Origin of the sequence: Blautia faecis (genome assembly GCF_027662325.1) — a bacterium.
Classification (GTDB): Bacteria; Bacillota; Clostridia; order Lachnospirales; family Lachnospiraceae; genus Blautia_A; species Blautia_A faecis.
Window position 1 is genome coordinate 44,098 of record NZ_JAQDKY010000011.1, and the last position, 17,371, is coordinate 61,468.

The 17,371-nt window shown below is 41.1% G+C and carries 13 protein-coding genes and 1 pseudogene; 2 read left to right on the forward strand and 12 right to left on the reverse strand.

Annotated features, from left to right (window positions below; all coding sequences use genetic code 11):
* Positions 1-48: 48 nt before the first annotated feature.
* The 6 genes from PGQ38_RS07410 to PGQ38_RS07435 all read right to left on the reverse strand — a co-directional run bounded on the left by PGQ38_RS07410 (position 49) and on the right by PGQ38_RS07435 (position 8,105).
* Positions 49-2,127 carry an aryl-sulfate sulfotransferase gene (locus tag PGQ38_RS07410; RefSeq protein ID WP_270412904.1) on the reverse strand — a complete coding sequence of 693 codons (2,079 nt, stop codon included), beginning with the start codon at positions 2,125-2,127 and terminating at the stop codon, positions 49-51.
* Positions 2,128-2,237: 110 nt separating this feature from the next.
* Positions 2,238-3,026 (reverse strand): DUF4352 domain-containing protein, encoded by a 789-nt coding sequence (locus tag PGQ38_RS07415; protein WP_204454136.1) that lies wholly within the window; start codon positions 3,024-3,026, stop codon positions 2,238-2,240.
* 251 nt (positions 3,027-3,277) lie between these two features.
* Positions 3,278-5,353, reverse strand: coding sequence for an aryl-sulfate sulfotransferase (locus tag PGQ38_RS07420; RefSeq protein WP_270431144.1), 2,076 nt, complete (start codon positions 5,351-5,353; stop codon positions 3,278-3,280).
* The gene (locus PGQ38_RS07425; protein ID WP_270412899.1) at positions 5,350-6,636 is read right to left on the reverse strand and encodes a sensor histidine kinase; all 1,287 of its coding nucleotides are present in this window, start codon (positions 6,634-6,636) and stop codon (positions 5,350-5,352) included. The genes PGQ38_RS07420 and PGQ38_RS07425 overlap by 4 nt, the downstream gene beginning before the upstream one ends.
* Positions 6,626-7,312, reverse strand: a complete 687-nt coding sequence (locus PGQ38_RS07430; protein WP_148461343.1) for a response regulator transcription factor — start codon at positions 7,310-7,312, stop codon at positions 6,626-6,628. Before PGQ38_RS07430 ends, PGQ38_RS07425 begins: the two co-directional genes overlap by 11 nt.
* 277 nt (positions 7,313-7,589) lie before the next feature.
* Positions 7,590-8,105, reverse strand: coding sequence for a cysteine hydrolase family protein (locus tag PGQ38_RS07435; protein WP_148461342.1), 516 nt, complete (start codon positions 8,103-8,105; stop codon positions 7,590-7,592).
* Between the two features lie 261 nt (positions 8,106-8,366).
* On the opposite strand from PGQ38_RS07435, the gene PGQ38_RS07440 reads away from it, so the two are divergent.
* Entirely contained in the window at positions 8,367-9,434 is a 1,068-nt protein-coding gene (locus PGQ38_RS07440; protein WP_270431147.1) for a phosphohydrolase, read from the forward strand.
* A 39-nt stretch (positions 9,435-9,473) separates the two neighbouring features.
* Positions 9,474-11,198, forward strand: a complete 1,725-nt coding sequence (locus PGQ38_RS07445; protein ID WP_270431149.1) for a bifunctional diguanylate cyclase/phosphohydrolase — start codon at positions 9,474-9,476, stop codon at positions 11,196-11,198.
* A gap of 138 nt (positions 11,199-11,336) precedes the next feature.
* Here PGQ38_RS07445 and PGQ38_RS20525 read toward each other — a convergent pair.
* The 6 genes and pseudogenes from PGQ38_RS20525 to PGQ38_RS07470 form a co-directional block, all read right to left on the reverse strand.
* Positions 11,337-11,399, reverse strand: a pseudogene (locus PGQ38_RS20525) (DUF6783 domain-containing protein); the annotation flags it as partial.
* A 103-nt stretch (positions 11,400-11,502) separates the two neighbouring features.
* Positions 11,503-12,603, reverse strand: a complete 1,101-nt coding sequence (locus PGQ38_RS07450; protein WP_270431152.1) for a glycoside hydrolase family 172 protein — start codon at positions 12,601-12,603, stop codon at positions 11,503-11,505.
* Positions 12,604-12,627: 24 nt separating this feature from the next.
* Positions 12,628-14,085 carry a glycoside hydrolase family protein gene (locus PGQ38_RS07455; protein WP_270431155.1) on the reverse strand — a complete coding sequence of 486 codons (1,458 nt, stop codon included), beginning with the start codon at positions 14,083-14,085 and terminating at the stop codon, positions 12,628-12,630.
* A gap of 17 nt (positions 14,086-14,102) precedes the next feature.
* Complete coding sequence (locus tag PGQ38_RS07460; protein ID WP_270431157.1) at positions 14,103-14,939, reverse strand: carbohydrate ABC transporter permease; 837 nt, start codon at positions 14,937-14,939, stop codon at positions 14,103-14,105.
* Positions 14,936-15,829: a carbohydrate ABC transporter permease gene (locus PGQ38_RS07465; RefSeq protein WP_270431159.1), complete on the reverse strand. Its 894-nt coding sequence runs from the start codon at positions 15,827-15,829 to the stop codon at positions 14,936-14,938. The genes PGQ38_RS07460 and PGQ38_RS07465 overlap by 4 nt, the downstream gene beginning before the upstream one ends.
* Before the next feature lie 204 nt (positions 15,830-16,033).
* On the reverse strand, positions 16,034-17,299 hold the full coding sequence (locus PGQ38_RS07470) for an ABC transporter substrate-binding protein (RefSeq protein WP_270431160.1): 1,266 nt from the start codon (positions 17,297-17,299) through the stop codon (positions 16,034-16,036).
* Positions 17,300-17,371: the final 72 nt, after the last annotated feature.

Genomic DNA, 17,371 nt, shown 5'->3' on the forward strand with positions numbered 1-17,371 from the left:
GTCAAAATGGGTTCAAGGCTCTTGAACCCATTTTGACAAATTATATACTTATGCCTGACTGTACATATATCCCGTATTATAAAGAACACCGTCCAGTTCCAGGTAAATATCCCATTTCTGACCTTCCAGCCCGTCAACTGCCGTCCAGCCCTTAACTGTAACATTTGTTCCGTCATCTCCTTCAGAAGGAGTCTGTGTCAGCTGATAAGCTCTCTGGGACTCACCGCTTATCAGGATCATCTTTCCAGCCTGCAGATCTGCTGCTGCGGTCTGGGTCTGGAAGCTTCCGTTCACACTGATCTTGCTTCCATCCAGCAGGAAATTCCAGCCATCTGGCAAAGCCTCTGCGGTGCTCACATCAATACTGCTTTCCTCATAACTTGTCTCTCCAAGAGAACCAAGCACCTCCGGAACTGCGGATGGATCATATTTTCCTTCTGTATAAAGGGGCATGCGGAAAGAACGATAGGTCAGCGCATTATAAGTGTCACCGGAGATCGTCAGTTCAAAGCTCAGCTCTCCATTATCTACCTGATCGATATGTGTGGTCTTGGTCAGTCCCTGTACAAACATATCTTTCGGGTAATAATCACTGCGGTTTTCTTCATCGCTATGCAGGTGGGAGCCAGCTGTGATCCACAGATGATCCTGTGTTCCATCCAGGGAAACCACACCGGAAATCCAGTCCGAATACCAGTCGGCGCCTCGCTCTTTACCATACTCAGTTACCTGGAAAACGGTCATGTTCTCTGTATCAATCTGATAAACAACCGCACGGGAATATACGTTATCACCACTTACACGGTTATCGCCATCCACACGTTTTACCTTGGCAGTACCATTGTCAAAAAGAGCAATATCTCCATTATCCAGAATGGAAACATTATGCTGTGCATAGAACCATTCGAAATCTTCTCCTTCCGGAGTAAAGAAGTAAGACGGATCCACACCATCCCAGCCTGTAGGATCTCCAAGGATCCATGCCAGGGATTTGTCCTCTTTATTTACTGCTACAATGGCATCTTTGTGTCTTGCAGAAAGAAGAACCAGATCATTCTCTACATCATAGGCAAGACCATTATTATGGAACCAGTCAGCTTCTTCACTTCCGTCTGAATCCATAGAAGCAGACTGTCCATCTTCCTGGCTGATGAGATCTTTCATGTCAAGCTCCCATACAACATCACCGGTCTCGCGGTCAATTTCTACCACGTAGTCCTCAACTGTGCTTAAGTCCGGGCTGTCAGAAGCCACCAGGAGATTGCCATCCGGAAGCTCCACGAAATCGTGATGCTGGCCACCAGGAATCATGTATTCGCGGTAAATTTTTCCCAGAAGGTCGACTTCGATCATTCCTTCTTTATAGTAGCTGCTCTTCAGCACATAGGATGCAGGCATGAGAAGATGCCCGTTCTCCAGCTGGTGAACTCCGAGAGTTCCGCCAATATTGGTAAAGAATCTGATATCTCCGGCCGCATCTACTCCATACAGGGTTCCCATAGTGGAGCAGACAAAAGTCAGGTTCGAATAATCGTAACTTGCCTCACTTTTCATCTCTGTCTGGATTGTACCGTAATCAACACCTATATCTTCAGTTGTTACTTCAAAGGTAGCAGAAGTTCCATCATCCAGAGTGATTACAACCTCTGTGGTATCATTGTTGTAAAGACCATAAATCGGGACGATATGCTCCGTTGCCTCCTCAAAAGTTCCCGTCACATCGTTCTCTGCGGATTTCCCTTTCACAGTAACAGTTCCGCCGCAGGCTTCCTCTGTGGAAAAAACGGCAACTGCACTTAAAGGGGACATTCCATATGGATTGACTACAATCAGAGCCTCATCAAGACTGTAGCCGTTTGATGCCTCCTGAAGAAGTGCTTCATCAACAGCAGTCTGCTGTGCAAACCGGTCAGTTACTTCCAAGGCTGTCGCCTGGGACTGGGTATCTGCTGTTTCTGCTGCCTCGGAATCTGCATTCTCTGCATCCTCGGCAGTTTCTGTTTCCGGCTCATCTGTTTCTGTCTCTGCTGTAGTTTCTGTTTCTGCTGCAACTGTAGTAATAGAACCCGCTGTCATTGTCATCATTACAAGTATTGCAGCCAGTTCCCGATATCTTTTATTCTTCATGCCAGCCTCCTGTGCAATTTTATGATTTCTCAAACACGATCTAATACAAAATCCGCATTTTCATACCACCGTCATGGCAGCAGACGGATTGTCTGCATTTTTTATCATCCTTATAATGCGCAGTGATATTCCTCTGCCTCAAATGGATAGCTAAGCTCCAGACCTTCTGCATTCTCGTCAATCTCAAATGCGATCCAGCCCTCGTTGGAACCGAAATTCAAAGTGGTTCCTGCCATACGTGTCATACCAAGCTCTGAAATGAATTCATCATCCATTCTGCTGTATTCATTTCCTTCACTGTCAGTCAGCTTCAGATTCGCCCAGTCCAAAGTCTCCTTGCTGCCGTCTTTCTCGATCTTCAGCTTAATCATACAGAAAGTCTTGCCTGCGTCAGCCTCTTTCTTGTAGTCGCTTGTCTCCACACCTGTATAGCCAAGTTCTACGCTTACATTCTCAAGAGAGGAATTGATCTCCACATCTTCTACTGTAATATTCCATCCTGCTGCAGAAACAACCTCGCCGTATGAATCACTGTTTGCAGTCTGGGCTGCTGTACCAGCAGAACTTCCTGCTGCTTCTGTCTCCTTGCTGTCGGCCACCTCTGCACTGTCTGCTTCTGTTGAATCACTACTTGCCGAATCCTCACCTGTACTCTCTGCTTCTGCAGCTGTGTCATCTGCCTCTGCACTGTCTTCTTCAGCGGAATCAGTACTTGCAGAATCTTCACTTGTATCTTCTGCTTCCGTGCTGTCAGTCTCTTCCTTGGCATCAGCATTGTCTGCGGCAGCTTCTGTCTTGGTATTCTCTTCCGTCTTTGTATCATTTGTGCCACCACAACCAGCCATTAAACCAGCCACCAGAACGGCTCCCATTACCTGTAATAAAACTTTTTTCTTCATTTTTTTTACTCCCTTTATTTTTCTGGTATAACTTCATTTACCTGGAGCATGTTTGAAATAAATATTCTGCCGAATGTGCCGGAATCATTTTTCAAACACGCTCTGGTCGTGTTATCAACTATTATAACATAGTTCCGCAATAAAGCAGAAACACTTTCTTAATATTGCCTGTAAAAATTTAAAGTTTTACTATTTCCACCATTCACAGCAACACGCTTCGCAGAATGTTACCAGTGAACAGCAGCATTAAATCACTTAATTTTTATATTTTGTTCCAAATCATAAAATTCGTTCTGATATACAACATAAATCTCATAATCATCCGCTTCCATTCCCTGCAGCGGTACCGGAATGTTCTCATAGAACTTCAGGTAAGATTTCGTATGAAGACGGATGTCTGTAGTGTCATACACATAAGTATTTTTCTTTCCATGAAAAATAATCTGGGAAATCTGGTGATCATAAGCGCCTGCATAAAGCACCTGTCCGGTAAGATGCAATGTAATCTCGCCGTCATCCAGTACCTGTTCCGGCTTCTTCTGCCAGAAGAACCAGGTCGCTTTTACAGGCTGATATAATTCTCCCATAATATAGTTGTCTTTTATTTCCATGACTGCTGCCAGATCATTCCAGTCAATTTTCATCTCTGATGCGCGATAATAATAGCTTTTGATGCTGAACTGATTGATCAGCTCTTCTGTATCATAGTCAAACTCATAGTTCATTCCTCTTCGTTTATCTTCAGAATCCTTCACATGACCGCACATGCCGAAAATATGATTACTGTCAGCATCATAAATAGCAGAAGAAGTAATGGTAGACCATACAGTAGGAATCTTTTTAATCTGCTTTACTGTCTTTTCTGCTTCATTTACAGCATAAACCAACAGATAAGATTCTTTTTCACCATCAAAGTATTGCAATACATCGGACTTTCGTACTTTTACATAATGATTATCAAACATACTGACTTCTATTGTCTGGTCATCTCCATCCAGATCTGTTTCCAGCTGGTAGGCAGTATGCTGCTGGAACTGATAAACAAAATCCCCTTCCGGCTGAAGCACATATTTCTCATATTCTGTACCCTCCCAGAATTTCGGATCGCAGAGAATCCACTGGATTTCCTTTGTCGTCCAGTTCAATTTGACCACAGATTCCAGATTTCGCGGACTGATCACAATGGTATCTGTCTCCGGCTGATAAGACACGGTGTTTAAATGAGTCCAGTCAACCCGGTCCTCATATTTCCCTCCAAAAATGTCTTCCATTATCAATTCATTTACAACTTCACCGGTCTGTCTGTCAATTTCCTGGATTTTGTCCTCAATGTGTCCTTCCAGGGAACTGGTCAGGACCAGAAGATTTCCATCCGGCTCTTTTTCGATTACTTCATGGTGATTTCCACCCGCCACATAGTACATGGTGTAGGCGCGTCCCAGATAATCCATCTCATAGAGATTGGTTGTCTGCGGTTTGGCCTGGGATGGCATAAAAGCTTCATTGGAGGCAACTATCATCCTGCTATTTGACAGCATATAAATTCCAGAAGTAAATTCTCCGCTCATGTACCAACGGATATCTCCCATACAGTCATAAGCAAATGGGAAGGTTGTCCGCTGTCCATATACCATAGTCAGTTCAAATGCAGATTCACCGCTTGTTTTCACCGGTTTCACAGCATCATCCAGTTTATCCGGAAGTTCATCCGTTGTAATAGTGATTTCCTGGGAATCTGTAACCTTGCCTGATTTATCCAGAAGCTCCAGAACAACTGTATTTTCCATTGCCGGGTAAAGACCGATCACCGGTATTCTGTGTGAAACAGCAGATTCCACTTCTCCGCTGATATCTGCGGCTTCCGTTTTTCCCTTGACCGTAAAACGTACCGCACACTCTTCTTTTGTGTCGAAAATAATCACCGCTGTCAATGGAGAAACCTGATAAGGATTCTGGATCACCATAGGCTCCTCCCAGCTGTATCCATTCTCCAGCTCTGTCTGCAGCTGCTGATCGATTTCATAAGAGGATGCTATACGTGTGGCTTCTTTTGGAATATCTGTTTCGATCTCATTTGCAGAACCGTCATTCTCAGTTATGTAAACCGGATTTTCCAGATTCATGGAAGCATTCAATTCCTGGTCATAATATCCATATTTTTTCCTTCTTTTTTCCTGGACAGAATAAGGAATCTCCTGACCAGTAAGCTTCATATATGTATTATAGATTCCACGGCGCTTTTTCCAGCATAGAGCGGCAAACAGCACAGCTAAAATTAAAAATATAATAAATACTGCAATTTTTGTTTTTTTATTCCACTTTCTCATTTTCCCAAATCCCTGATTTCCGGAAGCTGAAGCCAGAACAGCACTCCGTTCTCCATATTTTTAGCTCCGCAGCTTCCTTTATGTTTATCCACGATCTTTCGGACCACAAAAAGTCCAAGACCAATGTTACGTACTTCATTCTCAGATGTGACTGGTTTCTTCTTCTGGGAAGTTGTGTAAAAGCTGTCCCAGATATGCTCCATCTGCTCTTCTTTAATCTGCTCTCCATCGTTGTAGACTTCCATACGTATCTGCTTTTTCTCTTTCTTCAGAGTAATCCGGATCCGCTTTCCCTGCTCTGTGTGCTGAAACGCATTCATCAGATAATTGTTTACTGCTCTTTCCAGATACATGCGGTTTCCGTATGCGAAACAGTTCTTTTCGATTTCCTGTTCCACTTTGATCTCGTTTTTGCGGAACATAGCATCATATCGAAGAAGCAGATATTCTATCATTTCTGATACATTTACACGGCTCATTTCCATAGAACTCATCTGATTGTCCAACATGGAAAAATCAAGGAGTTCTCCTACCATTCTGGACATTTTGTCCAGCTCCTCGTGAATGGAAGAATAATAGTAGGAACGATCAATCTTATCTCCTGCGATTTCCAGCATTTCCACCTGGCTGGACACTACTGCAAGAGGTGTTTTTAATTCATGGGAAATATTCGCCACAAATTCTCTCTGGCTTTCCAGAAGCTGATAGTCAGACTGCTTTGCTTTTTTCTCGGTACTTGCTTTACTCATTTTTTCCAGGAAATAGCTTAATCCCACCATCAGAAGCAAAACAACCGCCAGATATAATCTGGTTCCCTCAATCACTTCCAGAACTGACTGAACATCTTTCCGCAGGTAAACATAGAATGTATGTCCATCCTGTATAATCTTCCCACGAAACATCAGAATATGCCGGGATTCCATGCGACGCTGTTCCAGGGTTCCTTCTTCTGTGTACTGGGCAATTTTGTTTTCTATGTACTTACGGGACTGCATAGTTTTCAGAGATGATCTGGACGTATAAATCTGCTCATAATTTTCATTCGCAATTATAGTCTCAAATTTTTCTTTCTGATAATCACCAAGTGTTTCTTCGTCGTCCTCGCTAAGCTCCTCAAGATCCATGTCATGGATATCTTCATACAGCTGACGCATGATTCTGGCCTTTGATGAAGTATATATGGGATAACAGCACACGCTATACAGCATGACTGCCACCGCAAAGGCAATAATCTGAATCCACAGAGCTTTCCCAGCTCTCCAGAAATTTTTTTTAATTTTCATGAATGTCCTCCCCGAAGATGTAGCCCACGCCGTAAACAGTCCGGATATAATTGCAGCCTTCTCCCATTTTTTTCCGCAGCTGCTTCACCAGAGTATCAATGGTCCGCACATCACCTGTATAATCGTATTCCCACACCGCATTCAGTATGGTATCTCTTGGCAGAACAATTCCCGGATGCTCCATGAAGTAAACCATCAGATCAAATTCCTTCCTGGTGGTGGGGATATGCTGCTCTTTGTAAAATAAAAGCTGTGCATTTACATCTGCCTGCAGATCGTTGTATTCCACCATAGTCCGCAGCTTCCCGGCACGCTTCAGCACCGCCTCAATGTGCATTTTCACAAGTGCCAGAGTAAAGGGCTTGGTGATATAATCATCCGCACCTTTCTCAAATCCGCTCATCTGGTCTGCCACTGCCGACCTTGCAGACAAAATAATAACCGGAACCTCCGATATTTTCCTGATCTCTTTCAATACGGTATATCCGGAAATATCCGGCAGCATAAGATCCAGAAGGATCAGATCCACCTTCTGCTTATTCTGGCAAAAATATTCCAGGGCTTTGTTCCCGGTCAGTGCTGTCTCTACTTCATAGTTCTGAATCCTCAGAAAGTCAGAAATCGTCTGTGCTAATTTCGGTTCATCCTCTACAACAAGAATCTCTATTTTTTTCACGGCTCTTTCCTCTCTCTTAAAGCCTGTCGCTAGAACGTGTTTGAAAAAGGCTTTCTGTATTTCAAACAGGCTTCAATGCTCTGTAAATCGTTGCGGTTTCCTATCAGACAGAAGCCACAATTTACTTTAATATAGTATCATGTGATTTTGATGGAAATATGAGAAAATAAGTTTTCTTTCGGCGCAGAAAAATAAAAATACCACAAAATCACCATTTCCCGTGACTTTGCGGCATTTTTTTAAGCAACCACTTCCAAAATCCGTTTTCTCATGACTCCTAAAGAACCTCTATCTGGCAGGCTTTCATCGCTTCCAGCGCCCGCTCATGGCTCTCCGGCGTCACTCCGGCGCAGCAAAGAGAGTCTACCATGATCGGTACCTCCGGCAAAAATGCTTTCAGCAGCATGGCATTGGAAATCACACAGATATCTGTGCAAAGCCCTACCAGTGTAATACTGTCAATGGTCTCTGATTTATTAAATTCTTTCAGAACTTTTCCCAGGGTTTCGCTGCCAAAGGTTGGCTTGTCAATGGGTCCGGACTCCAGAAGCTCTGCGATCTCCTCCCGGATCTCCCAGCCGTAGGTGCCGCGGATGCAGTGCTCTACAGGAAGCATTCTGCCCTCCTGGGTCTGCAGATAATCCCCACTGTGAGTATCCCTGGTCGCCAGCACAAGACCATTGAAATTCTTCACTCTGTCCACCACATTAGGCACAATGGCTTCCGCCTCCGGTGTACCAAGCGCTCCGTCAATAAAATCATTCTGCATATCGATCACAACTAAAATATCCATATTTTCCCCCGTACTTCACATGTTTTTTGACAGAATTTTTCTTAATTCATCCCAAACACCACATATTTTTGTAAAACTTATTTAAATTAACTATACCACTTTATTGGAATTTCGTATACCGAAACGGTCAGATTTCTGAAAGATTTTAAAAATTTTCCAAACATTGCGGATAATAATGTTTTGATGAATCTCTTCGCATATAGTATAATACAATTAACAACCATAAAAATTTAACACCGCTCACATACAAGGAGAATTACCATGACCAAGGAGAAATCCCCTGCCCGCCAGGGACCAAGATACATTTTCTATTTTCTGATGCTCGCCATTCTTGGATGGTTCATTTTCATGCAGTTTTTCGGTGCTGATGAAAGAACTGTCAGCGGAAACTCTCCGTCCCTCCTCTATCCCGGAACCTTTACCTGGGAAAAATCTGACGGCACCACTGAAGAAATCACAGTTCCCGGTTCCTATGATGTTCCCGCAGGCGAAACCATGGTCATCACATCTACCCTTCCGTCAGATTTTGATGCCTCATCTATAGCGATTCGTTCCTCCCTGCAGGACGTAAACATATACATAAACGGCACCTTAAGAGAACAGTACAGCACCAGTAAAACCCGTCTGATTGGGAAAAATTCCGCCAGCCGTTTCATTTTCTGCTCCACCTCCCATGAAGATGCCGGAAAGGAGCTCCGCATTGAACTGACCACCTACACCTCCAACTATTCCGGTGTTGTGAACCAGATTTTTTGCGGAGATAAAGCGGACATCTGGCAGTTGATCTTCAGCCATTACGGACTGGCCACTTACATCGCATTTTTTACCCTGTTTTCAGGACTGACTACCATCCTTTTCAGCCTTACCCTTGGTTTTGTGTACCACACAAGCTTTGACATGGAATATCTTGGCTGGTGTATGATAATGGGAGCAACCTGGATGCTGGGTGAGTCCAAGATCCGCCAGCTGCTGATCCCAAACTCATCTGCCCTGGCTTCCTTATGCTTCGTTATGATTCTTCTTGGACCGATTCCCCTTCTGCTTTATGCAGACAATATACAGAATGGGCTTCACCGCAGACTTTATCATATTGTAATCGGAATCTCCCTGCTGGATTTTACAGTCTGCTCTATTCTGGCCATAGCAAATATTGCAGACTACATTGAAACCCTCCCCCTGGGGCAGATCATACTGATAGGTACATTCCTGATGGTGTTTATCCATCTCTGCCTCTACATCCGCCACAGAAAAAAAGCCTCAAACCATCTTCTGCTCCTGGCTCATTTGCTCGTTTTGCTTTGCGTTGCTGCTGAATGTGTCTCTGTATAATTTGTCACATCCCTGTCCGGTCTTTTTATCGGCATTGGAATGCTCATTCTGCTGTTTGTCAACATTGTCCGGACTCTCCGAAGCATTCAGCATATAGAGAATGCGCGCCAGCAGCTGGAGCTGGAACACAAACAGAAGCAGACAGAGAACCATTCCCTGCAAATGATGCAGACTTTGTCCACCACCATCGAGGCTAAAGACGAATACACCCGCGGACATTCCTACCGGGTGGCAGAATATGCCGCACTTATTGCCGCCGAGCTTGGATGGTCTTCAGAGGAAATCCAGCAGTTAAAGCATGCCGCTTACCTTCATGATATTGGAAAAATTGGTATTCCGGATCTGATCTTAAACAAGCCCTCCAGACTTACAGATGACGAGTATAATCTGATAAAAAAACATACCGTCATCGGTGCAGAAATACTGAAGGATATTACCTTTGTCCCTCATATTGTTGAAGTGGCCAGAAATCATCACGAACGGTATGATGGAAATGGATATCCAGACGGGCTTTCCGGTGTCGAAATTCCCATTCATGCACGCATCACCGCAATGGCAGACAGCTATGATGCCATGAATTCCCGCAGAATTTACCGAAATGCACTTCCTCCGGAAATGATCCGGGAGGAAATCAGTAAGAACCGCGGAAAGCAGTTTGACCCGGAAATTACAGATGTATTTTTGAAATTGATAGACGAAAACCGCCTAATTCTGGATAACCAGCTTTCACCAGAAACAGAGACTGCAGCACAGCCTGAAATTGACAATACCATCAGCAAATTTATTTCTGATGTGGTTACCACCATAAAGAACCAGGAAGAAACCAAGCATTATGATCTGCTCACCGGGCTTCCTATGCGAGCCCTTGGAGAACAACTGATCGCCGAATTTATGAAAGAGCACAGCGGCTGCCTTGTTTTTCTGGATATGGATAATCTGAAAAAAATCAATGATATTCATGGGCATAAAGCAGGCGACCGGGCTCTGAAAAATCTCGGCAATCTGCTTTCCCGTTATACAATTGACGGACTCGCCTGTCGTCTGGGTGGAGATGAATTTCTTCTTTTTCTTCCGGATGTAACTGCAGAATATGTTTCAGACACCATGACGCAACTGTTTAAACAGTTCCACGCCATTGCACAGGCAGATACAGAAATCCGCTATGCTTCCCTTTCTGCCGGTCTTTGCCTGTGTACCATCGGCGACACCTTCGCAGACTGCTACGCCAAGGCAGATAAGGCTCTGTATTTTGTGAAGCAGAATGGGAAAAACCAGTTTTCCTTCTATCAGCAGATTAACTACCAGGCTCCTGGCTCTGCAAGCATTGCAAGAGATCTTCGCCAGATTGCAGATTCCCTCCGCCAAAGCGGAAGCTACGCAGGTGCCCTGGATCTTAACTACCGGGATTTTTCCAGGCAGTATGAATACATGAACCAGCTGATCATACGAAGCAGCTGCCGCTGCTACCTGGTAATGGTTACCATGGAAACTGCCGCTGACACTCTTCCTCACATTGAGGAAATTGAGCAGGCACTTTCCCAGATGGAACAATCCATCCGCCAGACTATCCGCCGTGTTGATGTCTGCACCCGTTATAGTGCCATGCAGTACCTGATCATTCTGTTTGAGCCAATCGAAACCCAGATTCCAAACATCATGGATCGTATTTTCATACAATACTACAAACACTCCAAAAGCCACAGCTTCCAACCAGGCTACGAGTATCTGACTATGACAGAGATGAAGGAAAATGATGACAAATAGAAACGATTGATGTTGTAAAGAACAGGAAAAAATGCTTGCAGACAAGATATATAATCCAAGCGATATGTATTCTGTTTTTAAGGCTGTGACTATAGAAAAAAGCTTTTGCAAGATGTGCGTTACAATTTGTGGGAAATTTGCCCGGATGAGAGCGTTGTAGTGGACTACGGCAACCGAATTTGAGCAAAATATACCAAAAATAAGCTCATAGCTTCAAAGGGACTGGAATGCTCCAGCCCCTTTTCCCAAATAATAATATACAATTTTTCGTTCCTTTACAGCTATACAGACATCTTATTACATTTTACCTCGGCCATCTTTCTTCCTTCGATGGCAATGGACAATATTTTGACATCTCCTTGTCTTCCTGATACCAGTAAGCTACACTTGAAACATCATCCTGACGTTCAAATAACCCATTATGAGACATTCCAATTTGCTGAACCGTCACTTTAATATTCTGCTGGAAATAAATCGGATCCGGAATATGAAATCTATACATTCCCCGCATTGGTGGACAATCATCATTATGATACGGATGAACTGTTAAATCATCATGATTAGAATAATAAGGATATCCCAGAAATGGAGTCGAATACGTCTGCTCTGTCATTTTTTCCTGGTTCTCTTTTGCAAAGCTCCAGGATCCTCCCACGTAATCTTCCATTCCAGTTCCACAGATGGTAGGATATTCCTCATCTCCGTCCAAATAAAATTTTACTTCTCCTTCTCCCCACCAATATCTTTCCAAGGTCTGTAGTGCCAGATAGGTTCCTACATAAATTCCCTTTCCATATACATTATCCAAAATCGTATAATCTTTCTTTTTAACAGTTACAGATTCTCTGTTCCATTTTGCGAAAAAGTATAACATGGTATCTGGCAATGTATCATAAAGGCAGTAATCAATCTGATAGAAAAACGCAGGAATTACATTTTTATGTTGACTAACCAGCTCAATTCTGGCTTTTTTCCTAAATGGCATTGAAAAATAAGAATTTAATCCTCTTGATGGTGCAACTACTATTGGGTAGGAATTAATATAACATTCTTTTCCGAATCCACAGCAAAAAAAATCACCCAGTGGTACTTCTACTGCCGGATTTTTGGCATCGTCCCAAAACATGCGCAAAATAAGATCCCTCAGTACAAAACAGTCTCCATCAGTTGTTTTATTATCCACAGTAATCCAAATGTGATTAATTACTCCACATCCTGAAATATCCGCAAGCACAGTAGTACTTCCAGGTTCTACGTTTTTAAGACATGGACTTCCCTTTCTTCCCTTTCCAAGATTACTGGAAGCCATTCCTCCTTTTCCCTTTTCGCCTGTGGGATTTTCTGCATTAATTGCTCTCGATTTTCCAAATACGCCATATGGTAAAATATCTTGAAATATATTCATCATTTGCTCCTATCTGCAACATTCTCACTCTGCGCTATTTTTTACTATCCTATTTTGTTCTTTTCCCTCAAAGACTTCAAATTCATCAATCTGAACTTCCCCATATTCCACAAAAACACCAGTATGTCCTGCTGTATAAGCATAGCACCTACCGCACAAAGCCACATCATCCACGTAAACAACCACAATGTCATTTGAAGTTAATAACGTAATTTCAGCATACTGTTCCATTCTGAAATGAATTGGTCTTTCCTCATCAAAAAACTGATCTTTTTCTGTTTTTCCAGACCTCTCAAAAACAATTTTATTATGGCTGATTTCCAGCCGAAGCTGACACCACTGTTCCATCCTGGCTCCATCTATATGAAACATAATTCCCACTGCCTGAGTTTCTTTTGTCCATCTTAGCACAGCTTTTATCATACAAACATTTTTCATTGGTGAGATTTCAATATGGCCAAATCCGTCCTGTGCCTTTCCATTTATTACTCTTCCAATATCCCATTTTCCACATTTAGGAACTATATTATGTGTTAACGGAATTTTAAATTCCTGACGGATTGTATCTGGTAGTTTTACTCCAAGCTCTCCATTTTCTCTTTGGATCAGTTCATGAACAATTACATTTCCGCCCCATACATATTGACCATCATTTTTGCAGTCTTTTCTAATAGACTGCCATCCTACCAGATAACGACTTTTTCCATCCGATACAGTTTTTGCAGCGTAAAAATCTCTTCCATCAAATTTGTCATCCCACATAGGCGTTATCCAGGGACCATGAAAGGAGTCTGCAATTTTATATTTTGTCTCCCACTGTTTTTCATAAGAAGAATATGTAAGATACCATTTTCCATTTAGCTCAAAGCAGTCCTGACATTCCATTGTAGGATATATACGTGGGGAGCAAATTGTATCATAATACTCCCAGTTAAGAATATCATCCGATACATATACTGCAGTACACCCACTTCGATTTTTATCTCCATCTTTTTCACATGCGGTAATCAGCATCATATATTTTTTTTCCGTTTCATTCCAAAATACATGTGGATCTCTCCAATGTCTTCCTGCAAAATGTTCTTCGTCAGGATAAAAAGCAAATGTCTTATCTTTTTCCCACGTAAGCAAATCCTTACTTACAGCTCTAAGAATTCCCTGCTCGTATTTGCCCTTTTCTCCTCGGTTTCCTTCACAAAATCCGGTATAATAAAAATAGTACAGCCCCTGGCATTTACAAACACTTCCTGTAGCCGCATGCCAGTCCTGTTCTAATGGAGTTCCGTTTTGTAGAACAATTCGAAAATTATCATAGTGTACAAAATCTTTTGTTTCCACTGCATAAATACAATATTTATATAAATATAAAAATGTATAGACACCGTTCTCATAAAAAGGCATTAAATCTCCACACATTTCTCCATGTGGCATTCCTTCATATTGATATTCCGGTGTATAAAAAATATAGCTGCATCCATTCATAAATTTTTCTCCTATTATCAGCCCTTAACTGCACCAGCTACAACGCCCTCAATAATATGTTTTTGTAATGCAAAATACAAAATTAAAATAGGAATAATTGATAATACCATTCCTGCCATCATCAGACCATAATCTGATGAAAAGTCTCCATGAAAAGACTGTGCAGCAATCGGAAGCGTATATAATTCTTTTTTTACCAAAACAAGACTTGGTAAAAGATAATCATTCCAAATCGCCAATGAATCAATAATTACTAAAGTTACAACCGTAGGTTTTAAAAGTGGCAAAATAACCGAACCATAGATTTTTAATCTTGATGCCCCATCAATTTTAGCAGCTTCTTCCAGTTCCATTGGTATAGAGCTTATAATCGCACCATGGAACATAAAGGTTCCCATACTTACTCCAAATCCTACATGCAGACATATCAACGTAATCTTACTGTTAAGGACATGTAGTACCGAACCATATACTGACACAATCGGTATCATCAAAACCTGAAATGGTATTACCATAGACAAGATCATCATCGAAAAAAATAATTTATTGATTTTCCATTTACACCTTGCAAAAAAATATGCAGTCATACTTGACAAAACAGTAATTAATAAGACGCTTACCACTGTAATTATCAATGAATTCATAAATACGCTTCCAAAATTCATTCTTTTCATTGCCAAAATATAGTTCCCAGGTTGAAAACCTTCAGTTCCTATAATGGACAATGGATTTTTAATTACATCTCTTTTGCTTTTGAATGAATTAATAAGTACTAAAAAGAAAGGAAAAATATATACCACTAATAATATACTTAACAATATATATTGGGAATTATGTACAAATTTCTTTTTCATGCTTCCACTTCCTTTCTTTTTGTCACATAAATCTGCAGCATTGAAACAATTGCACAGACCACAAACAAAATAATTGCTTCTGTCTGACCCAATCCATAATTTTTCTCTGAAAAAGCTTTCCTGTATACATACATTGAAGCCATAACTGTAGAACCAAACGGATTGCCTTCTGTCAAAGAAAAGTTCAAATCATAGGTCATAAAGCATCTTGTGATTGTTAGAAAAATGCAAATAATAAAAGAAGAAGTCATCAAAGGCATAACAATATATTTTCTACACTTTTTGTCATCACATCCATCAATTTTTCCTGCTTCTATTAATTCTTTTGGAATATTCATCAAGCCAGCTATATAAATCAGCATCATATATCCTGAATATTGCCATATAGTTACCAGAATTAATGCTGCAACAGCCAGATTCGTACTCGAAAGCCAGGATTTTGAAAGGAATCCAATTCCCATTGATTTTCCGAAAGCCACAAGGACTCTTCCAAATATAAACTGCCATATATATCCCAGCACTACTCCCCCAATAAGATTTGGTGTAAAAAATGATGCTCTGTAAAAATTTTGAAAACGCACCCCGCTGGTCACAAGTCTTGCTAACAAAAATGCAACATAATTAACCAATAATACTGAAATCATCGTAAAAATCATTGTCAACAAAAGTGACTGCCAGAAGCTTCCATCTTGAAATGCCGTTACATAATTCTGTAACCCAATAATATTTTTTTCTTTAGAAATTCCATTCCAATCTGTAAATGTTAAATAAATTCCAAACATTAAAGGGACTAAAATGGCCATACAAAAAAAGAAAAGTGACGGACCTGCAAACAAAAAGAAAGTACCTAAATTTTTTGCTTTTTCTTTATTTTTCTTGGATATACTCATGCTTTTCTCCCTGCTGTTATTCATCCAAACTTAATATTAAAACTGCCGATATATTCTACCGCAATACAATTTGCTTACATTACTTTAGGGGTACTGCATAAATCTGTTATAATCTCCAGTACTATATCAGATAAACACAATCCCCCATTTGAACACTTTCTTCAGACCCCCTTCAGTGATACACTGATTTTATCTGATATAAAATTATTTACATTTTTTCCAATACTCAGTTACCTCAGATATAAGTTCTGCACGGTCAATCGCACCTGAAATATACTTCTGTAAAATAGCTCCAACTTCTGTATTATGATCGCTTGGCATTGCCTGATACCAATAAACAGACTGTCCATTTTTCACAAATTCTGATACAGATGCACTAAGTGCAGCTTCTGGTTCCTGTGTATTGTTCGAAAATGCAGAAATCAAAGAGCAGGTATTTACAAGGAAGTTCTGTCCATAATCACTATAAACAAGCCAATCAAGGAATTTAAGAGCTGCTTTCTGCTCTTCCTCCGTGGAGTATGCTGCATCAACAGTCAGCATTTTTGTTGCGCCACTAACCAGATTGTGGGAATTAACATCGTTCTTTGTATCCATGGGATATGGCATGATTCCAACATTATCTGTAATCTCGCTTACATCAGTTGCCCAGCTTCCATTTGGCCAGAACGCAACTGTTCCATCTTTTAAATACTCATCATTCATATCATATGTAGCAGAAAGCGGATCATCTTTATTAATGTTATACTCCATATATACGTCTATAAGATCCATTATTGCATTAAAATCTTCATCGTTTGCAAGATCTGCCTCTCCATTTTTCAAGCTATCTACAAATGCCAGCGATGCTGCTTCACTGCCATCCTCTCTAGCACAATAAGCCTGACCAAATACATGACTTGCAAGAGACCAGTCATCCTGGTTCAATGCAATCGGGCTCTCCATTCCACCTTCAACCAGCTTGTCCAGCAAGCCCTTAAAGGACTCGAGATCACTATAATTTTTCCAGTCAAATTTTTCACCTGTTATATTTTCAATAGCATCTGCATTATAGATTAATCCCATCGCTTCAATTACAAATGGAAATCCATACACTTTATCGTCTAATGTAAGACCATACTTTTCACCACCATCTGCTACCCATTTTTCATTGCTAAGATCATAGAGATATTCCTGATAATCTGCCACATCCGGATAGTCCATCATCATAATTGTATATGGCTCACCAGCAGCATACTTCTCAGTAATATGATTTTCTTCTGTATTAGTATAAAACTCAATCTCAATACCAGTTTCATCCTCAAATGCTTTTCCCATATCTTCCAGGTAATCCTGGATTTCTGTTTTGGTATTTAAAAATGTAATCTTAGTACCTGAAAGATCTTCTGTTTCTGCCATAACAGCTCCCGGCATTGCCGTTGTTCCGACCAGGCAACCTGCTACCAAAAATGATAAAAATTTTTTCTTCATGTTGTATCCTCCTTTAGATTCACGTTTTTGATACATTGATATTAACATTTTTATCATTTATGTTCAATCATT